This is a genomic window from Rhodococcus sp. 06-156-4 (genome assembly GCF_002259345.1).
Lineage (GTDB): Bacteria > Actinomycetota > Actinomycetes > Mycobacteriales > Mycobacteriaceae > Rhodococcoides > Rhodococcoides fascians_E.
On the sequence record NZ_NPGB01000020.1, the window covers coordinates 241,257 to 262,988 of the forward strand.

The window sequence follows — 21,732 nt, forward strand, 5'->3', positions numbered from 1 at the left end:
GCGTCCGAAGGATCGAGAGACAAGAACGACGAACTATGACGCCGATCACAGTGTAGGTTCTGGAGGTTCCTACAAGAGCAAGGAAGACACGCGGTGAGGCTGCACGATTTGATGGGTTTGTCGGACCTGAACCTGCAGCAGGTGGTTGCTCCCGAATATTTCGACCCCGTCATCAGATGGGTCGTCACGACGGACATGCTGGATCCGAGTCGCTACCTCAGCGGCGGTGAACTGGTGCTCACCGGACTCATGTGGCGTACGGGCCCGGGCGATTCACACGAGTTCGTAAAAGCCGTCGCCAAGGCAGGCGTCGCCGCGCTGGCGGCGTCCGAAGGTGGATCCGTCCCGGACGACCTCGTCGACGCGTGTCGCGCCCACGGACTTCCACTGTTCCGTGTCCCCGCGGACGTTGCGTTCGCAACGGTCACCGAGCGGGTGGTCCGGCAGTTGTCGGCGGCACGGGCGTCCGACGTGAAGGCGGTGTTGGAGCGGCACCGGAGATTGGTGGAGGGTACGGGAACAGGTGGGATCGGTGCGCTGCTCGATCTGGTCGCAGCCGAGCTGGGCATCGAATGCTGGATCCTCGCAGCGACGGGTCGCGTGGTTGCCGGCTCCGAATCCGTGCCCGACGCGGCACTGCTCGCACACGAGTTCCTGACCGCGCGTCGGCTTCCGCATTATTCGCCCGCGCTCGACATGTCGATGCTTCCCGTCGACAGGAATTCCACAGCCCGCGTCGTCGATTGGTTCGTGGCGGTCGGAAGCGATTGGCAGACGTGGCACCCCGAGCGCCGCGCACTGGCCGAGCAGGTCTGCTCGATCGTTGCCCTCGAACGAAACAGGTTCGACGACAGGCTGACCGGGGCCGGAATCCTCGCCCAGGAATTCATCCGTGCCCTCGGCGAGGGTGTCGATGCTTCGTTCGTGACGCAGCAGATGGGGCTTCTCGGCCTGCCCGTCGACTCGCACTATCAGGTGATCGCCGCCTCGGTGTCACCGTCTGCACACTCGAAGCAGGACGTGCTGCGCCCGAGCGAGGTTCGTCGTCTGGTACAGGAATTGTCGGTGCCCCACATGTCGGCGGTCGGCATCGTCGGTGGTGAGGTGCTGGCCGTAGTGGCAACCGACATCGATGCGACCGCGTCGATCGGTAGAGGGGTGGACATTCTGTCGCCGGGGCTGGCCGGTACCGGGCTGGCCGTCGGAGTGAGCGCCCTGGTCGGTGCGCGGGACCTTCGCAGCGCCGTGGAGGAAGCGCGCCATGCGCGCAGGTTGGCCGCCGGGCGAACCGACGGTCGGTACGTCGTCGGGCACTCCGAGCTCGCGACTCTGGTGTTGCTGCTGGCAGGTGTTCCCGACGACGTTCGGCTCATGTTCAGGTCGAGGCTGCTGGCGCCGCTGACCGAGTACGACGAGGTCCACGGCAGTGACCTCGTCAGGACGCTGGCCGCATTTCTCGACACCAACGGTTCGTGGACGAAGTGCGCCGAGCAGATGCACCTGCACGTGAATTCCGTGCGCTACCGAGTCCAGCGAATCGAGGAGTTGACCGGCAGGGATCTGTCGCTGCTCGAACATCGTGTCGAGTTCTATCTAGCCCTGCGCTTGAGGTGACCGAAGTGTCTGTCACTTCCCATCTGATACCGATCGGTGTCAGTATCTTTCCGTGAGCTCTTCCGAAACCGAGATCGCTCCCGGCAGGCCCTACCGCGGGTCGAGCGCGGAGGCGCGACGTGATGCCCGCCGAGAGAGGCTGCTGGACGCAGCCGTGGACATCTTCGGCACGAGCGGCTACCGGTCCGCGTCGATCGATCGGATATGCAGCGCCGCCGGACTGACCAAACGCTACTTCTACGAGTCCTTCGACAGCAGCGAGGCACTTCTGGAGGCCGTGTACCGGCGAGCAACCACGACGATGCTCACCAGCATCCACGTCAGCAGCGACGCGCAGATCACCGGCGCCGAGCATGTTCTGCAATCGGCGTTGTCGAACTTCTTCCGCACCATCGCCGACGACCCTCGATCCGCGCGCATCGTGCTGCTCGAGGTTCTCGGCGTCTCCGCCGAAGTGGACGCGCTGTACCGGCAGACCACAGGACTGTTCGTCGACGCCGTCCTCGCCGTCGCGGATTCGGTCGGAACCGCTCGCGGCCTGGCCGGGCCCAACCGTCGAACACTCGCGGTCGGTCTCGTCGGTGCCGTGCTCATGATGACCCAGCAGTGGTTGCTCGCACCCGACTCCGAGCCGTTGGACGGGGTCATCGCGAGCGCCCACACCATCCTCGGCGCCGTCGCATTCGGTCGGCTCGACTGACGCATCTATCCCGCTACTGGGGCTGTTGGCGCTGGTACAGCTGCTTCTCGTAGGACGGGCCGTAGTACTGCTCCAGCTCGGCGAGAGTTTCGGGCGAATCCGGCATGACCGCTTTGGTGATCCGAGCGACCGTCGGGAGTGCCGACGGATTCCAGGTGTCCGGCTCCCAGAGCCGTGACCGCATGAACGCCTTGGCGCAGTGAAAGAACACCTGCTCGATGTCGACGAGCAGACACAGGATCGGACGATGCCCCTTGACCTTCATGTCGTCGAAGAACGGCGCATCCTTGAGCAACCGCGCTCCGCCGTTGACACGCAGAGTGTCTCCGCGGCCGGGGACGAAGAAGTTGATTCCCACGTGCGGGTTCAGCAGGACGTTGCGGTAGCCGTCCATCCGCTTGTTTCCCGGCCGTTCGGCTATGGCGAGTGTGGTCTAGTCGAGCACGTGAACCAGCGCCCCCGCCGGGTCCCCCTTCGGCGACACGTCGCATCTTCCGGTGTCGTCGGCCGTTCCGATGAGGCAGAACGGAGACATGGACAGCCACTCCCGGTGGATCGGCAACAGTGCATCGCGGTCCTTGTTGGCCGCCCGGTAACTCGGCGTGCCGAACAGTGCGGTCAACTCGTCGGTGTCGGTGATCTCGTCCCATGCCACGCGAGGAAGCCTAACAACGCCGGGGCACCGAGTCATCGGACTTTCGGGCGCATCTGGCACAGTGACGTGCATGACCGCTCGCACCACCGTCGTCACCGGAGGAAGCCGTGGCATCGGGGCCGCGGTGTGCAGACGGTTGGCCGCCGACGGCCACGACGTCGTCGTCACGTACGTGCGTGACCGCGCAGCCGCCGAGTCCGTTGCCGCAGACGTCGAAGCTGCGGGACGTCGTGCGTTGGTGTGCCGCGTGGACACGACCGACGAGGAATCCGTTATCGCGATGTACGGAGAGGTCGCGGATTTCGGGACGCTCACCGGGCTGGTCACCAATGCCGGGGCCGCCTCTGCCGTGGGCGATCTCGTGGACAACGATCTCTCCGACATCAGGGCCGACATCGACCTCAACCTTGTCGGTGTTCTCGCCTGCATCAAGTACGCCATCGCGCCGATGACGCACTCGGGTGGCTCGATCGTCAACATCTCCTCTGCCGCAGCCACTCTCGGAAGCCCCGGGATGTACGTTCATTACGCGGCGTCGAAGGCGGGAGTCGACGCACTCACCGTGGGGTTGGCCAAAGAGTTGGCGGACAGAAACATTCGCGTCAATGCCGTTGCACCCGGGACCATCTGGACCGATTTTCATCGAGATCCGAACAGACCGGCGAAGGTCGCTCGGTCGGTGCCCATGAAGCGTGCGGGCACTCCGGACGAGATCGCGGGCGCCGTGTCCTGGTTGCTGTCGGACGACGCGTCCTACGCGACGGGTACGACCATCCGCATCGCGGGCGGTCAGTAGCCTCGAATCACGACCGCGACACCGGCGCCCGCCAGATCCCTACCGTCGCGTCGATGAGATCGGTGCCGCAGTCGGTCCAGTTGGGCGGGACGTCCGGATTCTCCGCGAACTCCATTTCCTTGTCGGCGCAGGTGTGCATCATCAGGTTGCGGGCCATGTCTCCGCGAATCTTTCGGACACTCACCGGTAACTCGGGCAGACAGCGCTCCAGTCCCGCGAGGGTGGGTTTCAGCGCCGTCAACTCGCCGGCACGGGCGTAGGCGACGGACCGCAGCACCGGGTCGGATATCAGTTGGACGCTGAATCTCCCGTACCAACTGGGCGATCCGAGAGAGTCGAGATGCGAGACGTAGGGCCTGATGAGGCACGCAACCCAATCCTGCAGATCATCCGAACCCTCCACCCGCGCGACCATCTGCGATCGAATCTCTTCGATCGATCGCGAATGTTTCTCCAGAATTGCTCGCACCAGATCCGTCTTCGTCCCGAAGTGGTACGCGACAGCGGCGTTGTTGCCCTGGCCTGCCGCCTCGCTCACGTGCCGGTTCGAAACCGGATGGATACCTTCCTCCGCATACAACCTCTCGGCCGTGGCCAACAGCGCCTCACGCGTATCGAGGTTGCGGTCTGCACGCGTCATGTGGACCAGCCTTCCACAGTCATCACCGTCTGATTCGTCATCAATCGGACATACCGACCACAGTGAACAACGCCACTTTGACCTGCGTCAAGCAGTTGCTTTAAATTGATTCAGTCAATTGCTTTAAAACTAACGCCGGGAGGCTCGAACCCATGTCGACCACTGCCCCACCACCCGACAACGCCACGGTGGCACCAGCAGGCGTCGTCGTTGCCGTGCTTGCGTTCACCGGAATCGTCGTCTCACTGATGCAGACGCTCATCATTCCGTTGATTCCCCAACTTCCGACCCTGCTCGACGCATCGGCATCGAACACCGCCTGGGCCATCACCGCCACTCTTCTTGCAGGCGCCGTCGCTGTTCCGGTGATGGGTCGTCTCGGCGACATGTTCGGCAAGCGATTGCTGTTGATGGTCAGCCTCGTCCTGATGATCTCGGGCTCGATCGTCGGCGCGCTCAGCGAATCACTGGTTCCGCTCGTCGTCGGCCGTGCGCTGCAAGGGCTGGCGGCCGGTGTCATTCCCCTCGGCATCAGCATCATGCGCGACGTTCTTCCACGAGAGAAGCTTGCCGGCGCGACAGCCACGATGGGCGCTTCCCTCGGTGTCGGCGGTGCGCTGGGGCTTCCCGCAGCGGCGCTCATCGCGGAGTACGCCGATTGGCATTTCCTGTTCTGGGTGTCCGCCGCACTCGGCGTGATCGTCGCGATCCTGGTGCTGACGCTCGTGCCCGAGTCCGAGGTGCGGACCGGCGGAACGTTCGACGCGGTCGGAGCGGCCAGTTTGTCCGTCGCTCTCGTGACTCTGCTGCTGGCGATCTCCAAGGGCGCGACATGGGGGTGGAGCAGTTCCACCACGCTGGGTCTGTTGGCCGTCGCCGTCGTCTCCCTCGGTTTCTGGGGATGGTGGGAACTGCGCACGAAGCAGCCACTGGTGGACCTCCGCGTGTCGGCTCGCAGGCAGGTGCTGTTGACCAACCTCGCATCCGTCGTGTTCGGCTTCGCGATGTTCGCCATGACGCTGGTCTTCCCGCAGGTTCTTCAGTTGCCCGTCGAAACCGGCTTCGGACTGGGCCGCTCGATGCTGGTGACCGGTCTCGTCATGGCCCCCTCCGGCATCGTCATGATGCTGGTCGCGCCGATCTCGTCCAAGATCACCACGACGAGGGGCCCGAAGACGACGCTGATGCTCGGCGCGATCGTCGTGGCCGTCGGCTATCTGTTCGGTGTCGTCACGATGAGCGCTGTGTGGCAGCTCGTTGCCATCTCCTGCATCATCGGCGCAGGCATCGGTCTGTCGTACGGCGCGATGCCCGCCCTCATCATGGGCGCGGTCCCGCCCTCGGAGACCGCCGCGGCCAACAGCCTGAACACGCTGATGCGTTCGCTCGGGACATCGACCGCGAGCGCCGTGGCAGGCGTAATCCTGGCACAGATGACGATCACGCTCGGATCGGCGGAACTGCCGTCGCAGCAAGGGTTCCGGGTGACGATGGCCGTCGCCGCAGGCGCTTCGCTGATCGCACTCGCGCTCGCCGCGTTCCTACCGAGATTCGCGCCGGCAGCCCCCAGCCGTCAGGAGTACGCCCCCGTGAAGGCCGCGACGCGCCCGTAGGCGGACTTCGGCGTGAAATCGCGCCGAAGCAGCCCGAAGTTCTGTTCCGGATCGGCCAGGTTCGTGCCTGCATCTCGCAGGCTGTACACGTAGGACGGCCCGATCCACGCATTACCGAGGACCGCATCCATCACGATGACGATCGAGTCCGCTTGGACCTGTTCGCTCACCGCGTTGGATGCGGTTCCCGTCGGCGCACCGAACTCCGTCAACCAGATCTGCTTGCCCGCATCGCCTCCGGCAACCATGGTGTCGCGCATCGGCCACAGCGCGAACGCTGTACTCCATTCCTGGGTACTCGGGTCGTTCGGCAGCCACGGGTAGGTGTACGGGTGAACGTTGAACGCGTCGAAGTACTTGTTCGCGCCGAGCTGGTACATGGCGGAGAGAAACGACTTGGGGTTCATGTTCGTGCCGTTGTCCGTTGCGGGAGCCAGCCCACCGCTGAGGACCGTCGACGCCGGCTGCACCTGCTTGATCGCCTGATAGGCCGCGCGCAGCATTATCGAGTACGCAGCCACGTCGGGCTTCGGTTTCCAGAATCCGACGATGTTCGGCTCGTTCCAGATCTCCCACAGATTCATGTGGTCGCGGTACCGGGTGACGACGGTACGCGCGAATGCGGCGTAGACGTTGGGGTCCGCGGGCCGTGAATGCGAGTCACCCATCGCCTCGGGTACGCGCGCCCACTGCGGTGTGTAGGCGATGACGCCGAGCGGACACATACCGTGCGCCACCACAGCGGCCAGCACACGGTCGGTGTTCGTCCAATCGAACTGCCCGCGATTGCGTTCGATGGTCGACCAGTCGATGTCCACCCGAACCGAGAACAACCCGGCGTCGCGCGCCAGATCCAACTCCGCGTTCAGATCCGCGTTCGACGCCGCAGCCAGTGTGGCACCGGGCGAGGCACCGATGCGAGGGGAGCTGGTCATTCCGGAACACCGTCCGTCCGGTGACGAGGGCGCTGTGCGCCCGGGCGTCGTAGGTGACGCGTGCGCGGGTGTGATCACCGCAGCGATGGAGACAAGCAGAAGTGCAAGCGTGACCACGATCTTCGGCACGCTCAGCGTTGCGCGCCGAAACATCGGCAGAATATAACAGCAGTTCTGCCGAATACCATCATCTGTTCGAATTACTGCCACCGACACGACCTCGAGTGAATGAATACGCCGACTTCGTTCGACTGCATTACCATCGGGAAAATGACAGACGTTGTTTCCGGGTTCGACGACCGCTTACACGAAATTCTCGCGCAACAGGCGGAAAAAGCCGGGGAATCGGTCGAAGCGTATGTGCGCCGCGCGGTTGTCACGCGGCTGGTTCAGGAACTCACCGCCGACGACGATTCCGAACTCGGCCAACTGCTGCGCCATCTGCAGGCCGCACGGATCGAGGTACCGACCTCGGACGAGGAGCAGCCCGAGTCCGATCGCCCGTTGCACAACCGCGACCGCGTCAAGGCCGTCGAGAAGACGGGCCTGATGGACACACCGAAGGAAGACAGTTACGACCGACTGGTATCCATGGTCGCCGACGCCTTGATGGTCCCGTCCGCGGCCATTTCCCTGATCGACGACAAGCGCCAGTTCTACAAGAGCGCAGTCGGTTTGCCGGCCGAGATCGCCGAGTCGCGCCAGCTGCCGATCGACCAGAGCATCTGCCAGTACACCGTCGACGGCGGTGAACCGCTCGTCGTCGAGGACGCCCGTCTGCACGAACTACTGAAGAATCACCCGGCAGTCCTCGGCAATCTCGCGGTGTCCTACATGGGCATCCCTCTCGACGACGGCCAGGGCCACACGGTGGGGACTCTGTGCGTCTGGGACGAACAGCCCAGGCAATGGACTATCGGCCATCAACAAACCCTTCAGGATCTCGCGTGGATTGTTCGCGAGCGAATATTCGGATGAGAACGTCTATCCAGAACTTTCACCCCGGTATTTCGATCGATAACGGGAAATCGGTCGCTTTTCCGTAACACGATCGATAAAGCAAAAGGGGGTTCGGGCCAAATGTCTGAGATAGCCTTTGACGGTGCTTGGAACACGAACTGGGTCCCGTACGGAGTAATGGCCCGTGTCTAAAACTCTCGAATCACCCTTGGCGACTGCCGACGCACTGCGCGAGGTCCAGTCACGTCCGCGAAGCCTGACGGACCGACTGCGCGTCGATCCACTGCACACGGTGGTGACAATCTCGGTCGACGTGATCGCCGCAACCATCGCCGTGATCGAGGGGGTGCTCTGGCGAACCGGAAGCCTCACCGAGTTGGGATGGCTGCCCTGGCTGTTCATCCCTCTGGTGATTGCTTTCCTCGGCGCCGGAGGAATGTACCGACGGAGCCTCCGGAAGAACTTCCTCGACGAGATCGGCCCGGTCGAGACAGCCATCGCGTTCGCGACTCTTGCACTGCTGTCGATCATGATCGTCGTCGACACCGAGTACCGCCCCGGCGCACTGATGGTCCGCATCTGGATCTGTGCAGCGGTGTCCATCGCAATAGGACGCTTGATCCGCGTGATCATCCAACGTCGCATCAGGGCGAAGTACAACTCGGCGGCACCGACGCTCGTCGTCGGTGGTGGACCGATCGGTCATCAGCTCGTCGCACGGATGCGTCAGTTCCCCGAGTACGGGCTGAACCCCATCGGTCTCGTGGACGTGACACCGGTGGCACCGGTGGACCCCACCGCGCCGGACTTCATCGACGTTCCCTACCTCGGCACACCGAGCCAGTTCGAGATGATCGCCAAGACGACCGGGGCCGAGGAAGTCATCGTGGCGTTCTCGTCCGTTCAACACGAGGAGCTCGTGGCTGCCGTCAGGTCCGCCCACAAGTTGGGTATCCGAGTCTGGGTGGTGCCGCGTCTGTTCGACACCGTCGGACTCAAGACGCGTGTCGAGCACATCGGCGGACTCCCCCTCATGGTTCTTCCTCACGTCGATCCCAAGGGATGGCAGTTCCTCCTCAAGGGACTCACCGACCGGGTGCTGACCAGCATCGGCCTGCTACTGATCTCACCGATCTTCCTGCTGCTCATGCTGCTGGTGAGGTTGAGTTCGCCCGGCCCCATCTTCTTCGCTCAGGAACGCATCGGACGTGACGGAATTCCGTTCGACTGCCTGAAGTTTCGGTCCATGCGTCCGCCACGGGCGTCCGATGCAGAGTTCGTGCGAGTCGAGGGCGCTGCGCCGGGCGGCGTGGAAGGCGTGGATCGCCGTACCAAGATCGGCAAGATCATGCGGCAGACCTCGCTCGACGAACTGCCACAGCTGCTCAATGTGATCCGCGGCGACATGAGCCTCGTCGGCCCGCGACCCGAGCGGCCCGAGTACGTGGACCTGTTCGCCATGCAGATCCGTCGCTACGGAGAGCGCCATCGAGTGAAGGCCGGTGTCACGGGCTGGGCACAGGTACACGGCCTCCGGGGACAGACGTCCATCGCGGACCGTGCGGAGTGGGACAACTACTACATCGAGAACTGGTCCATCTGGCTCGACATCAAAATCCTGTTCCTGACCGTTCTGGCCGTGCTGAAGCGGGCCGAGGACTGAGTGTGAACATCGCTCCAGGCCAACCACACTCACGAGCCCCGGGTCGTCCGTGATCGCGTACGTCGCGATCGCCTTCGCCGCCGTTGCGGTGGTGGGGGCGGGTCTGTTCGTTGCCCGTGCGATCCTGCACCGCCCCCAGCGAGGCCTGCTGCTTCTCGCGGCATTCGTGCCGCTCAACGGCCTGCTGGCCATCCTTCCCCTCCCCGGCGTCGTGTCCGGATGGAAGGAAGGCCTTGTGCTGTTCACCCTCGGCTGTGCGTGGTTGCGGCGGGTCAGGCCGCGACCACGGACACCGACACCACGCCCACATCCGCCACTGACCATGCCCTGGTGGCCCGCGGCCGCCTTGTTCGTCGTCTTCGGAGTCGTCTCGGCGCTCGTGTCGTTCGGGCTCATCGGATTCGTGGCCATCAAGGTGACGTTCTTCTACATGCTGCTGGTGGGGATCCTCTGGCTTTCCCCGTTCGACGCCCGTGACCGCGACAATCTGGTCAGCGTGCTCATGGGGATGGGCGTGTTCACCTCGTTGGTCGGCATCGCACAACTGGTGCTCGGCCCGGCTTTTCTGGTGTCGCTCGGATACGAGTACGGCACACAGGTCAGAACCTCCGGCGGTCTGCTTCGAACGTTCAGCACGTTCAACCTCCCGTTCCCGTTCGGCCTGTACGTGATGCTGGCGCTGCTCGTCGGCGGCGCCGTCGCCCTGGCCGATCCGGCCCGCCGTCGCAACGCCGCGTTCCTGTGGATGACACCGATCATGGTCGTCGCTATGGCAAGTTCGATCGTCCGAGGCGCAATCCTCGGCTTGCTGGTCGGTTTGATCTACCTCATTGCCATTCGTTTTCGCTTCCTGGCCGTGCCGCTGGTCGTATCCGGTGTAGCTGTCGCAGTGATCGTTCCGTTCGTGCCCAAGATCTCGTCCGTCTTCTTCTCGTCGAGCAGTCTGAACGAACGCGGTGACGGATGGAACGACATCATCGCGAGCATCCTGATCCACCCGTTCGGTCAAGGTCTCGGTGCGAGCGGTGCAGCAGCCGACCGTATTTCGACCGCCTCGGGCGTGACGTTCAGCGGCCTGTCCACCAACTACCAGCCGGACAACTACTACGTGAAATCTGCGCTCGAACTCGGCCCTGTCGGATTGTGGGCGGTCGTTGCGCTTCTCGTCACGGCTCTGCTGTGGTGCACACGCCTGTCCAGATCTCTGCCCGAGGGCGACGACGCCCTTGCACTCGGTGTCGGTTCGTCGATCGTCGCGGCGATGTTCGCGAGCCTCGTCTCGACCTATTTCGAAATTTTTCCGATCGACGTTTATTTCTGGCTTCTGTTAGGAGTGGTGGGATGCGCAGCAGCGCAACACGAATCAGCAGCAACCCCCGGATCGTCTACGGGGCGCTCGCCCTTCGGCCGGGCGGCAGCGGGGTCCAGACCTACATCCGCGAGCTACTGAACGAGATTCCGGCGCTGCTCCCCACAGCAGATCTCGCGGCAGTCGTCCAACGCGATGCCGTGGCCGAACTCCCGGGTGACGTGCACCCACTCCCCCGCCGTGTGGCCGACGGCGCGGTGCGTGCCGTTCTGGGGGCACTGCCCGTCGGTGACTGCGATATCGTCCACGGCCTCGATGTCGACCTTCCTCTCGTGACCAAGGCAGCCACCGTGGCGACCGTCCACGACCTGTCCGTGATCGACATGCCGTCGGCGTCCAGCAAGTTCCGGGCGTTCGGTGAACAGAAACTCGTCCGGCGTGCGCTGCGGAAAGCCGATCTGTTGATCGCGGTGTCGCAGTTCACCGCAGATCGCATCAAGGCGGTCAGCGGCCGAGAAGCCGCCGTCGCGGAACTGGCGCCCGCAGCATGGGCGACGCCGCCGGCGGAATCCGCCCTCGACGCCGTCCGCGAGAAGTACTCCCTTCCCGAGAGATTCGTTCTCCAGGTCGGCACCGTCGAACCGCGCAAGAACGTGCAGCTCGTCGCCGACGCGGCCGAACGACTCGGCATCCCGTCGGTGCTGGCAGGCGCTGGATCGAAGGGGCCGAATGCTCCGACGTCGTCGATCGGTCTCGGATACATCGACGTCGAGGACCTGCCCGCTCTGTACGCCACCGCCACGGTCACCGCCTACGCCTCACGCTACGAGGGGTACGGACTTCCACCCGTCGAGGCGATGGCCTGCGGCGGGGCGGTCGTCGCCAGTGCCGTCGGCGCCCTGCCCGACGTCGTCGGCGACGGTGCTGTGCTTCTCGGCTCGGAGCGGGTGGACAACTGGGCGGACGCCATGCGTCCCATCGTGTTCGACGCCGATGCTCGCGCCGCCCTCGTGTCGAACGCCGCGGCAGTCTCCGCGGGCCTGACCTGGCGGCGCACGGCCCAGCGCACGGTCGAGGCCTACCGAAAAGCGGGGATCGTCTCGTGACCGAGGACCCCTCGCTGGAGGGTACCGAACAACCGCCCGATTACCGTGCGATAGCTGCGGACCCTAAAGCGGCTGCCCGAGCCACCGCTGCGGTCCTGATGAGCCGCGTCGTCATTGCGGGACTGGGCTGGGTCGGCAGTGTGATCGTGGCCCGTTCGCTCAGCCCCGAGGGTTGGGGCCAGTTCAGTTTCGTGTTCGCCCTGCTGGGGCTGATGTCCGTCGTCACCGATCTCGGGGTCGGCCGAGTGGTATTGGCACGCTTGATGGACGGCAGCCCGGAAGAGATTTCGAGGACCGCGTCGTCGTTCCTGGCCTTGCGCACTGTTCTCGGCCTGGTCGGGTACGTGCTCGCAGTGGGGTACGTACTCGTGCTCCGGTACCCCACCGAGGTCGTTCTGGCGACAGCGGTGGGCGGTCTGGTCGTCGTCTTCGCCACGCCGAGTCATGCACTGTCGGTTCTGTTCCAGAGTCGCCACCGACTGCTGATGGTCGCCATCGCCGAGAGTCTGGGCCAAGCTCTTCAGCTGGCATTGACCATCCTCGCCGCGGTCTTCGCGCCGACGCTGCTCGTGTTCGTGCTGCCTGCCGTGATCAACGAGATCTTCAAACTGGTGTCGAAGTCGATCGGTATCAGGCGACGATCGCTCGGGCTGAGGCCGTCCCGGCACATCGATGTGCACCGGTGGGGCCCGTACCTGCGCGAAGCGATACCGCTGGCAATCGGTTTCGCACTGACCATCGCGATGCTGAAGATCGACGTTCTGATGCTCAGCCTGCTCGATACGTTCGACGCGGTCGGACTGTATTCGATCGGCTACAAGTTCTCGGACATGATGGACACCATCATTCTGGCCGCGGTCGCCCCCATCAGCACCCTTCTCATCGCCGCGTGGCCCGACGACCTCGCGACGTTCCGCAAGCGAACACGTTCGGCAGCAACTCTGTTCGCGCTGTTCGGAGCTGCGGCGGTTGTCGCGTTCTGGCCGTCGGCCGACCACCTGATCGAGCTTCTCTACGGCGAGCGCTTCGTGGCGGGCGCGGACGCTGCTCGACTTCTCGTCCTCGGCGCTGCCCTGATGTCACTGATCCTCCTCGGAATCTTCCTCCTCGCGTCGGCAGGCATGCAGCGCCACTACCCGGTCGTGGCGCTGTTCGGTCTCGCACTCAACGTGGGGCTCAATCTCGTTCTCATACCGCGCATGTCCTACGACGGAGCCGCCATCTCCACCGTCGCGACGCTGGGAACGACCGTCGTGCTGCTGTGGATCGTCATTGCCCGAACGGTTCCGGTGTCGACGTTGCTCCCGCTGGGGCCCATCGCACTGATCGTGGTCCTTGCGGCTGCGTTGTCCTTCGCCGGTTCGCTTGCCGTCTCGGCATTTCCATCCCTGTGGCTCGTGGTGTCCATCGCGTTCGCGCTCCTGCTGGTCGTCATCGTGTTCGGTGCCGCGAAACTCGGACTCGTCGAATCACCCTTGGGCAAGGACACTCCCCCCGGCGCGGCCACACCGCGGGCCGGCGGCCGACACCGAGCGGAGAAACGATGACCGACACGTCCACCGTTGTGTTCGTCGCCCACACCGGACAGGTGTCCGGAGCGGAGAAGATGCTGCTCGCGCTCGTCGATCGCGCGTCGGAAACGGGACACACCGTCGTGGTGGCCAGTCCCGGAGGCGCGCTGGCGACAGCACTTCCCGACGGCGTTCGGCACGTGACCATCCCGGAACTGGGGCTCGGTGGGCAGCGGGGCGTCGCACGGGTGATGGCGGCCGGCCAGATGCTGGCCCGCTGGTGGTCGGCGGGACGAACCCTGCGCCCCCTGGTGCGAGGAGCGGGGACGGCGACCGTCGTGAATTCCCTTTTCGCACTGCCGGCTACCCGCATCGCACGCCCACCTCGCGGTGCGTCGTGGCTTGTCCACGACGTGATGGCGAGCGGGCGGCAACGCGCGGTGACGAGGCTCGGGCGCGGTGTCGTACGCAGAGCAGTGGCGTGCACCGAGGCGGCCGCCGCTCCCGTCCGCGCTGCCGGTCTCGACGTCGAACTCGTGCCGTACGGCGTGCCCTGGCCCGTCGAGGATTTCGGCCGCGAGAGTGTCGGCACACCTCCTGTCGTCGGCATGCTTGCGCTGCTGACTCCGTGGAAGGGACACCGGGTACTCCTCGACGCGCTGGCGCTGACCCCTGGGGTGGAGGTCGAACTCGCCGGAGGCAGTTTTCCCAGCGACGAGACCTACGTCGCCGAACTGCGCGAGCGCGCAAGCGAACCGGATCTGTCCGGCCGGGTCAGGTTTCTCGGCCATGTGAAGCTCGACGATGCGCTTCGGCGATGGGATGTGGTGGTGTCGACGAGCGTTCTCCCCGAGGCCGGTCCGCTGGCCGTGCTGGAAGCGATGTCGCATGGACTGCCCGTGATCGCAACCGATCACGGTGGGCCGACCGAGTTCCTGCGCGACGGTGCAGGTGTTCTGGTTCCCCCCGGTGACCCGACGGCGTTGTCGCGGGCGGTTCAGGACGTGTTGTCGGACGGGACGCGCCGGGCCACGCTCGGGGCTCGCGCCCGCGCGAAAGTCGGCGCCGAACACAACATCTCCATCACGATGCCCGCGTTGCTCGAGGCTCTGATCGCATGACGCGGGTCTCGGGCTTCGTTCGGCCACGGACTCTCGAACCAGAATCCGTCCGGTTCTCGCCGGTCGAAACCGCGACTTCGACTGCTTCCTGCCGCCCGAAAGAACTGCAATCCCGTTTCGCGGCAGTGATTTTCGCAAAGCTTCCGTTCACGCGCCACTTCGGGCGTACCGAAGCACCGAGAGGCGGTTTGGGTATCATCGCACCTGTCCGGTCTTCACATTCGAGTGAAGGAATCTCTGCCCATGTAGGCGATCAAAGGAGCTTCGGTTGGCATCCGTGAACGATCCAGTGCACCGTAGCGACGTGCCGCCGCCGATCGACCTCGCCGGGCACATGAGAGAACTCGGTCGTGCTTTCCTTCCCGCGCTCGTCATCGGCTTGCTGGTGGGCGCTGCGGTGTTCTTCGCCCGAACCGAGTTGAGCGAGAAGCAGTACTCGGCATCGATCGTCACCGAAATCAAACCTGCGCAAGCTCTGGTGCCCGGTGATGCGTTCATCGAGCAGATGCGAGCACCCTTCATCGGTCTCGCGTCGGACAACGACGTGCTCGAACAAGTGGTTTCGGAGGTGGACACGGACTGGACCGCGGGCACGCTCGCGTCCAACCTGGCACTCGAGCCCGGCACCTCGCCTGCTCTGCTGGTCTTCACCGTCACGGCGCCGTCACCGGAACTTGCCCTCCAGTTGACCCAGTCGACGGTCTCGACGGTTGCGCAGGCCGCCAACGCGAACAGTGCACGCGACACCCAGAGCCAGCTCGAACAGCTCCAAGCAGCGGTGGCTGCGGAAGAAGCGCGGAACAACGCGCTTCCGGACGGGGACGCCAAGACTGCATCGAACGCCACTCTGAGTGATCTTCGAGGCCAGCTGGCACAGGTACAGAGCGGCGGTGGTGATCAGCTCGTCGTTCTGTCGACTCCCGAACAAAGCGATACCCCGGTCTCCCCCAAGCCGTTCTCGGAGGCGTCGGTTGCCGCGCTCGCGGCATTGGTCATCGCTGCAGAGCTGATCGTGCTGCTGCGCAGCAGAATCGGATCGCGGCCGACGCGGGCGTGGGCAAGCCGGGTCGCCAAGAAGTACCGTGCCAGTTTCGATCCTCAGGGCGGAGATGCGCTACCTCCGTCGGTGGTCGGCAGAATTGCAGCACGCGAGCGCGGGGGGCCCCGCACGTCGGGTTCGGCGCGGCATTCCGCTCCCGGACGCGACGGCTACGAGGCCGTCATCCTCATCGGCCAGGACGCCGAGTCCAACGCAGGCAGCACCACCCCGATCGCCGGATACGCGGTCGCCGAGGCGGTACCGCCCCAGGACGGGCGTGCGTTCATCGAGGGAGGTCTGGCGAGCGAGTGGTGGACGGTCGTCGATGTCGCGGACGTCGAGAGTGCCGTGGTGATTCTCTCGAAGGGCGGCAAGGACAGGAAGGCCGCCGAGCACGCACTTCGCCGCCTGCACGAGTTCGCCGTACCCACGTATCTCGTGCTGCAACAAGCCAGTAGCAAACGACGCAAGAAGTCTGCCGAGCCACAGAATGCGGAGGCCCCGAGCAATGACAACTGACCGGGTTGCAATCGTCCACGAGCGACTGACCGAGATCGCAGGTTCGGAACACGTCATCGAACAGCTCGCGCTGCAGTGGCCCGAGTCCCAGGTGTATGCCGCGGTCGCACGGGCACAGGGCATTCCGAAGGACCTGCCTCGCCCACCGAAGACGACGTTCCTCGACAGGGGATACAAGGCACTCGGCGAGCGCTCCTACGCCCCGCTGCTCCCGCTGATGCCCACGGCGTTTCGGCACTTGGAACTCGGCGACATCGACGCCGCCATCGTCAGCCACCACGCGTTCGCGACGCAGGCTGTGTTCGCCACCGACGCACCCGTCGTTGCGTACGTGCACAGTCCGGCGCGATGGGCGTGGGATCCAGCGCTGCGCGCGGGCGAGGGCGGCGGCAAGGCAGGTGCCGCGATTCTCACCGCGTTGTCCGCTGTCGCGCGCAAGTGCGAGATCGCTGCCGCCCCGAAGCTCCGCACCGTGGTGGCCAACTCGTCCGCGGTCGCCGATCGGATCTCCAACTGGTGGGGACGCGACGACGCCGTGGTCGTTCATCCCCCCGTCGACACCGAGGGATTCACACCCGACGCGTCGGTCGAGCGCGAGGATTTCTTTCTGCTGGCGGGCCGTCTCGTGCCCTACAAACGGCCGGACATCGCGGTGAAGGCCGCCGCGGCGGCCAACATCAAACTCGTGGTTGCGGGCGACGGTCGCGCGATGAACGCATGCCGAGAGCTCGCCGGGCCCAACACCACGTTCCTCGGTCGTGTGTCGCACGAAGACCTGCTCGGGCTTCATCGCCGCGCTCGCGGCCTGCTGATGCCCGGTGTGGAAGATTTCGGGATCGTGCCGGTGGAGACGATGGCGACGGGCACTCCGGTGATCGCTCTCGGTGAGGGCGGAGCGCTCGACACGGTCGTCCCCGGAGTGTCCGGTCGACTCGTCGCATCCGGTTCCGACGAGGAGGTGGTCGACGGGTTCGCCGCGGCGATGTCGTCGTTCGATCCGTCGGCGTTCGACCGGCACGAGATCCGCGCCTGGGCGGAAGGGTTCTCCCGGGCCAACTTCCGAGCCAAGATGCAGGAGGTTCTCGATGACATCGTCTGACCGCACGACAACGTATCGATCCACCGCGATGGATCGAGTGTTCGCCGAAGCCCGCACCATTGCCGTCATCGGCCCGTGCGTGACGTTGGACGAGGACGCCATCCGCAAGGCCCTGACCGTGGCAGAGCAGAGCACGGCGACTCCTCGGCTCGCAGTGGAACCGGACACTCACACCGTCCAGTGGCGCTACCGTCGAAACCTGGGCGAGCGGACCCCGATCGCGCACCTACCCGCCGAGGACAGTCGCGACCTGGGCCACCTAATGGGCGTGATCCGGCGTCGCCCGGGCGTTCGGGAGCCACTGGAGGTGGTCATCGCAGGCGACTACATCGCGGTGGACTACTCGCACGGCGTCGGTGACGGTCAGATGGGTGTGCTGTTGCTCGCCACTCTGGGCGGAAACATCGATTTCGGCCGCGCCCCGGCTCTCGCCAAAGGCTTGCCGAGCAACACCACGTGGACGGCGATTCGCCACCATTACTTGTCACGTCCTGCAGCACTCCGAGATTTCTGGCGCCTGCGCAAACAGAACAAGAAGCCGCCTCGCCTGGTAGCGGGTGCCACCAAGCGCATCGAGGACTGGGAGTCCGGCAAGACGTCGCGAGCGGACTTCATGGCCCCGGATCGTGTTGCCCAACTGAAGAAGTGGGCGTCCACCCAACCGGGCAAGGCGACGACCGCGTCGGTCACCATCGCGTTGTGGATTGCCGCACTGGAGGCAGAAGGCGTGACCGTCGACGAGTCGGTGATGATCCTCTTCAACAGCCGTCGCTACCTGCCGCCGAAACTTCAGGACGGCCACGGCAACTTCGCCGTCGGTATTCCCGTTCGGATTCCTCCGTCGCCGAGCGCCACGGACATCGCGGCCCTGATGCGGCAAGTGATCGATTCAGGTTGGCCCATAGCGATTCTGGGGATGTCTCAGATCAAAGCCGCTCTGAAGCGCTCGGCTCCGGCCGCGCACGCGTCGACCGAACCCTCGATCGAGGTCAACGACCGCATCCGCCTCGCAGTCAGCGATCTCGGCAAACTGACCATGTTCGACGACGGACTGTGGATTCGCGACGAGCGGCCGCCGCGCCTGGCCGCGTTCCTCGAACCGGACGGGCCCGACGGTGCCACTCTGCTGGTGTCGGAGATCGACAACGGGCGTACGTTCACTGCGTCGTTCTGCGACAAGATGATCGACCCCGCGGTGATCGAATCCGCTCTGCGTCGGATGTGCGACGACCCCGTCGGGACCCTGCAGGCCGAACCGAAGTGATGACCGATGATCCGTGGAGCGCTCCGTGCACGAGCAATCGCCGCTGCACTCGTCGGCGTCCTTGCACTGGCGGGGTGTTCGAGCTCGTCCGGTGACGGACCGAACGACGACGCCACGGCGACGGACGGGTCACCGGGTCGGTTGTTGGCCGAGCCGGTCGAGTTCCTGGGGTATCCCGCGCTGGCGGACCTGACCGGCACGTCGGTATCGGTGCGTTATGCCTCGACGTCCGGTATAGACGGCTCCCCCACCGAGGTCACGGGAGTAGTGTTCGCGCCCAAAGGAACTCCGCCCGAGGGCGGGTGGCCGATAGCATCCATCGGACATGCAACGACCGGGGTGAACAGTCGATGCGCCCCGTCGACCCGTATCGGCCTGCTGGGCAGCCTCACGACGATCATTCCGTTCCTGTCCAACGGGTATGCCGTCACGATGACCGACTACCAAGGCCTCGGCACCTCGGAAGTGCACCCGTACCTGGAGCCGACGACGGCCGGTTACAACATCATCGACGCGGTGCGCGCGGCGCGGGAGGTGCTGCCGGAGAGTTCCACAGACTGGGTGGGGTACGGGGTGTCCCAGGGAGGGCAGGCCGTGTGGTCGGCCAACGAACTGTCCGACGACTACGGCCAGGGCCTCCAACTGCTCGGCACGGTGAGCATGTCCCCCGCCACCGACCTGACCGGGTTGGTGGACGAGATGCAGAACGGCACCTTGACCACCGCCCAGATCGCGGCTCTGCCGTCCATCCTGAGCGGTATCGCAGCCAAACATCCCGAACTCGAAACGAGCGACTACCTGCACGGAGTGCTCGAACGCAGAAGCGACGCGTTTCTCACCTGCCTCGGCGAGAACTCCGCACTGCAGTCCACTCTGGCCGACTCCGTTGTTCCCGCCGACTACGCTCCGGTGTCCCCGCAGGCAGCGGACCGGTTACGGACGTGGCTCGCCGAGTACAGCATTCCGAAAGGGCCCGCGCCCCAGCCGATGTTCGTCGGTTACGGTGACCAGGATCAGCTCGTGGCACCGCAGTGGACGATCGATGCCGTCCGCCGGGGATGCGCCATGGGCGATGTCATCGAAGTGCAGGTTGCAGCCAACCAGGGCCACGGCATCCTGAATCTCGGTGCACTACCGGCACAATGGCTCGACGGACGTGCGGCAGGCACTCCGCCGCCGAACAACTGCGGCGGTTGATGGCCGCTACGCCAGGGGCTTCGGCGGCAACCCGAAGGACAGTATCGCGGTGTCGTCGGACAGCCCTTCGCCGAAGCCCGTCAACAGTTCTCGGAGATCGTCGACGAAGTCGAGGGGTGATGCGGGCGATCGGGCGGTGGCGAACTCCAGCAGTGCGCCCTCGTCGTCGTAGCGTTTCCGTCCCACTCCGGTCCGAGCCTCGGTCAGGCCGTCCGTGTACAGCACGAGTGTGTCCCCCGGCAGTAACTGCACGCGCAGCGACACGAACCGCGGCGCGGGGAGGATGCCGACCAGCTGGCCGCCGGTGGTGTCGAGATAGCTCGCGGTGCCGTCCGCTCGCATCAGCAGCGCAGGTGGGTGCCCGCCGCTGGCGAGTTCGACGTCGAGCCGGCCTTCGCGCACGGTCATGACGCCGAAGATCACGGTGCAGAATCGCGAGTCCTCGTGGCCGAATTCGTGGAGCAGAAGCGAATTGAGGTTGTGCAACACCTCGACCGGGTCCTGGGCGTACACCGCCGCCGTGCGCAGCGAGTATCGCGTCGCCGACGTGACGACGGCGGCGTCCGACCCCTTCCCACACACGTCTCCGAGGAAGAACCCCCATCGATCGTCGGACAGCGGGAACAGATCGTAGAAATCGCCTCCGACGTCGTCCTGCGACGCGAAGTGGTAGTACGCGGCGGAGTCGACGCCTGCGGGTGGTGACAGCGCAGGCGGCAGCAGCGAGCGTTGCAGTGTGCGTGCGAGCACCTCGACGCGCTCGCGCTCGAGCTCGGCACGCCGTCGTTCGGCGATCAGCTCCCGCTCGTACGCCCGCCGCTCGCCGGCATCGAGAGCGGTGATACGGACCAGAGCAGGAAGCCCGTCGGGTCCGCGACCGATGTTCGCCGTCACGAACATCGGGTGGCGCTCGCCGTCACGGGCTACGAGGTCGAGCGCGACGCTGTCCACCGTTCCGCGGGTGAACAGCAGGGGCACGAAGTGCGTTTCGTAATGGATCCGACCTCCCGCCGTCAACAACTCGGTGAAGCGCAGACCGAGCAGTTCCTCGCGCTCGAATCCGAGCCACCTGGTCAGCGTGGAGTTGACCTTGGCGATACGGCCGTCCGGCCACGTCGAGAGGTAACCGCACGGTGCGTTCTCGTACAGATCCTCCGCGGATTCGACGAGGAGCGGATCGACGTCGCTCACGTGCGGCCGACGAAGGACAGTATCGCGGCCGCCGTCAGGTCGGGATGGCTCACGTGCGGACAGTGTCCACTGGCGTTCAACGTGATCAGCTCACTGCCGACGATGTTGTCGTGGACGAAGCGGCCGACCTCTCGCGGCGCCAACGCGTCGTGCTCGCACTCGATGACGAGCGTGGGGGTCACGACGCGCCCGAGGTCGGTGCGGTTGTCGGAGAGGAACGTCGCGCGGGCGAACGACCGGGCACAGGATGGATCCGTCCGACAGAACGTGTCGGTGAGTTCGGCCGCCAGTTCGGGACGATCGGGGTTGTCCATGATCATCGGTGCGATCGCTGCGGACCAACCGAGGTAGTTCGCATCGAGCGATTCGAGTAGTTCGTCGATGTCGCCTCGGGTGAAGCCGCCCTGGTAGTCATCGTCGTCGATGTAGCGCGGTGACGGCGTGACCAAGACCAGCTTGTCGAAGAGTTCCGGGCGCTCGGATGCGGCGAGCACCCCGATCATCGACGCGACGGAATGGCCGACGTACACGACGGGACCGAAATCCAGATCGACGAGAAGATCGACGACGTCCGCTGCGTACGCGTCGAGTCCGGAGTAGTCCTCCTCGTTCCATGCGGCCAGGTCCGATCCGCCCGCCCCGACGTGGTCGAACAACACGACGCGGCAGGTGGAGGCCAACAGCGCGGTCACGCCGCGCCACAGATGCTGGTCGCATCCGAATCCGTGCGCGAGCACGACGGTCGGGCCGTCGGGAACCCCGGTGACCCTCACGTTGTTCTTCACACGCACATCCATCGG

General features: G+C 65.1%; 18 protein-coding genes and 1 pseudogene. 14 read left to right on the plus strand and 5 right to left on the minus strand.

Annotated features, from left to right (window positions below):
* Positions 1–93 precede the first annotated feature (93 nt).
* Both CH290_RS15205 and CH290_RS15210 read left to right on the plus strand, forming a co-directional pair.
* Complete coding sequence (locus CH290_RS15205; protein WP_230621099.1) at positions 94–1,614, plus strand: PucR family transcriptional regulator; 1,521 nt, start codon at positions 94–96, stop codon at positions 1,612–1,614.
* A gap of 52 nt (positions 1,615–1,666) precedes the next feature.
* A complete protein-coding gene (locus CH290_RS15210; protein ID WP_033190403.1) occupies positions 1,667–2,314 on the plus strand; it encodes a TetR/AcrR family transcriptional regulator in 648 nt (215 codons plus the stop codon).
* A 13-nt stretch (positions 2,315–2,327) separates the two neighbouring features.
* On the opposite strand, the pseudogene CH290_RS15215 reads toward CH290_RS15210, so the two are convergent.
* Positions 2,328–3,005: pseudogene (locus CH290_RS15215) on the minus strand (pyridoxamine 5'-phosphate oxidase family protein).
* 34 nt (positions 3,006–3,039) lie between these two features.
* Here CH290_RS15215 and CH290_RS15220 point away from each other — a divergent pair.
* Positions 3,040–3,765 (plus strand): SDR family NAD(P)-dependent oxidoreductase, encoded by a 726-nt coding sequence (locus tag CH290_RS15220; protein WP_020111723.1) that lies wholly within the window; start codon positions 3,040–3,042, stop codon positions 3,763–3,765.
* Between the two features lie 7 nt (positions 3,766–3,772).
* Here CH290_RS15220 and CH290_RS15225 read toward each other — a convergent pair whose 3' ends face one another.
* On the minus strand, positions 3,773–4,405 hold the full coding sequence (locus CH290_RS15225) for a TetR/AcrR family transcriptional regulator (protein WP_019664819.1): 633 nt from the start codon (positions 4,403–4,405) through the stop codon (positions 3,773–3,775).
* A gap of 152 nt (positions 4,406–4,557) precedes the next feature.
* On the opposite strand from CH290_RS15225, the gene CH290_RS15230 reads away from it, so the two are divergent.
* On the plus strand, positions 4,558–6,018 hold the full coding sequence (locus CH290_RS15230; RefSeq protein ID WP_020111724.1) for an MFS transporter: 1,461 nt from the start codon (positions 4,558–4,560) through the stop codon (positions 6,016–6,018).
* Here the strand turns inward: CH290_RS15230 and CH290_RS15235 are convergent.
* Positions 5,979–7,106, minus strand: coding sequence for a glycoside hydrolase 5 family protein (locus CH290_RS15235; RefSeq protein WP_026347747.1), 1,128 nt, complete (start codon positions 7,104–7,106; stop codon positions 5,979–5,981). The two genes, CH290_RS15230 and CH290_RS15235, sit on opposite strands and share 40 nt — an antisense overlap.
* A 117-nt stretch (positions 7,107–7,223) precedes the next feature.
* Between CH290_RS15235 and CH290_RS15240 the strand changes: the two genes are divergently transcribed.
* The 10 genes from CH290_RS15240 to CH290_RS15285 all read left to right on the plus strand — a co-directional run bounded on the left by CH290_RS15240 (position 7,224) and on the right by CH290_RS15285 (position 19,741).
* The gene (locus CH290_RS15240; RefSeq protein ID WP_019664822.1) at positions 7,224–7,931 is read left to right on the plus strand and encodes a GAF domain-containing protein; all 708 of its coding nucleotides are present in this window, start codon (positions 7,224–7,226) and stop codon (positions 7,929–7,931) included.
* Positions 7,932–8,121: 190 nt separating this feature from the next.
* Entirely contained in the window at positions 8,122–9,576 is a 1,455-nt protein-coding gene (locus tag CH290_RS15245) for a sugar transferase (protein WP_020111726.1), read from the plus strand.
* A 49-nt stretch (positions 9,577–9,625) separates the two neighbouring features.
* Entirely contained in the window at positions 9,626–11,026 is a 1,401-nt protein-coding gene (locus CH290_RS15250) for an O-antigen ligase family protein (protein WP_033190402.1), read from the plus strand.
* A complete protein-coding gene (locus CH290_RS15255) occupies positions 10,918–11,991 on the plus strand; it encodes a glycosyltransferase family 4 protein (protein WP_019664825.1) in 1,074 nt (357 codons plus the stop codon). The genes CH290_RS15250 and CH290_RS15255 overlap by 109 nt, the downstream gene beginning before the upstream one ends.
* Positions 11,988–13,538: a flippase gene (locus tag CH290_RS15260; RefSeq protein ID WP_033190401.1), complete on the plus strand. Its 1,551-nt coding sequence runs from the start codon at positions 11,988–11,990 to the stop codon at positions 13,536–13,538. Before CH290_RS15255 ends, CH290_RS15260 begins: the two co-directional genes overlap by 4 nt.
* Positions 13,535–14,623: a glycosyltransferase family 4 protein gene (locus CH290_RS15265; RefSeq protein WP_020111729.1), complete on the plus strand. Its 1,089-nt coding sequence runs from the start codon at positions 13,535–13,537 to the stop codon at positions 14,621–14,623. The genes CH290_RS15260 and CH290_RS15265 overlap by 4 nt, the downstream gene beginning before the upstream one ends.
* Positions 14,624–14,900: 277 nt before the next feature.
* Positions 14,901–16,181 carry a GumC domain-containing protein gene (locus CH290_RS15270; RefSeq protein WP_230621121.1) on the plus strand — a complete coding sequence of 427 codons (1,281 nt, stop codon included), beginning with the start codon at positions 14,901–14,903 and terminating at the stop codon, positions 16,179–16,181.
* Positions 16,171–17,280: a glycosyltransferase gene (locus CH290_RS15275; RefSeq protein ID WP_020111731.1), complete on the plus strand. Its 1,110-nt coding sequence runs from the start codon at positions 16,171–16,173 to the stop codon at positions 17,278–17,280. Before CH290_RS15270 ends, CH290_RS15275 begins: the two co-directional genes overlap by 11 nt.
* Positions 17,267–18,544: a hypothetical protein gene (locus CH290_RS15280; RefSeq protein WP_230621098.1), complete on the plus strand. Its 1,278-nt coding sequence runs from the start codon at positions 17,267–17,269 to the stop codon at positions 18,542–18,544. Before CH290_RS15275 ends, CH290_RS15280 begins: the two co-directional genes overlap by 14 nt.
* 6 nt (positions 18,545–18,550) lie before the next feature.
* Positions 18,551–19,741: a lipase family protein gene (locus tag CH290_RS15285; protein WP_020111733.1), complete on the plus strand. Its 1,191-nt coding sequence runs from the start codon at positions 18,551–18,553 to the stop codon at positions 19,739–19,741.
* 6 nt (positions 19,742–19,747) lie between these two features.
* On the opposite strand, the gene CH290_RS15290 is transcribed toward CH290_RS15285, so the two are convergent.
* The gene (locus CH290_RS15290; protein WP_020111734.1) at positions 19,748–20,932 is read right to left on the minus strand and encodes a PP2C family protein-serine/threonine phosphatase; all 1,185 of its coding nucleotides are present in this window, start codon (positions 20,930–20,932) and stop codon (positions 19,748–19,750) included.
* Positions 20,929–21,729, minus strand: coding sequence for an alpha/beta fold hydrolase (locus CH290_RS15295; RefSeq protein WP_019664833.1), 801 nt, complete (start codon positions 21,727–21,729; stop codon positions 20,929–20,931). The genes CH290_RS15290 and CH290_RS15295 overlap by 4 nt, the downstream gene beginning before the upstream one ends.
* Positions 21,730–21,732 lie beyond the last annotated feature (3 nt).

Excerpts from the sequence above, each read along its gene's own strand:
- CH290_RS15220 (WP_020111723.1), top strand. The coding sequence starts at position 3,040 with ATGACCGCTCGCACCACCGTCGTCACCGGAGGAAGCCGTGGCATCGGG.
- CH290_RS15225 (WP_019664819.1), bottom strand. The coding sequence starts at position 4,405 with ATGACGCGTGCAGACCGCAACCTCGATACGCGTGAGGCGCTGTTGGCC.
- CH290_RS15230 (WP_020111724.1), top strand. The coding sequence starts at position 4,558 with ATGTCGACCACTGCCCCACCACCCGACAACGCCACGGTGGCACCAGCA.
- CH290_RS15235 (WP_026347747.1), bottom strand. The coding sequence starts at position 7,106 with ATGTTTCGGCGCGCAACGCTGAGCGTGCCGAAGATCGTGGTCACGCTT.
- CH290_RS15240 (WP_019664822.1), top strand. The coding sequence starts at position 7,224 with ATGACAGACGTTGTTTCCGGGTTCGACGACCGCTTACACGAAATTCTC.
- CH290_RS15255 (WP_019664825.1), top strand. The coding sequence starts at position 10,918 with ATGCGCAGCAGCGCAACACGAATCAGCAGCAACCCCCGGATCGTCTAC.
- CH290_RS15265 (WP_020111729.1), top strand. The coding sequence starts at position 13,535 with ATGACCGACACGTCCACCGTTGTGTTCGTCGCCCACACCGGACAGGTG.
- CH290_RS15275 (WP_020111731.1), top strand. The coding sequence starts at position 16,171 with ATGACAACTGACCGGGTTGCAATCGTCCACGAGCGACTGACCGAGATC.
- CH290_RS15280 (WP_230621098.1), top strand. The coding sequence starts at position 17,267 with ATGACATCGTCTGACCGCACGACAACGTATCGATCCACCGCGATGGAT.
- CH290_RS15285 (WP_020111733.1), top strand. The coding sequence starts at position 18,551 with ATGATCCGTGGAGCGCTCCGTGCACGAGCAATCGCCGCTGCACTCGTC.
- CH290_RS15295 (WP_019664833.1), bottom strand. The coding sequence starts at position 21,729 with ATGGATGTGCGTGTGAAGAACAACGTGAGGGTCACCGGGGTTCCCGAC.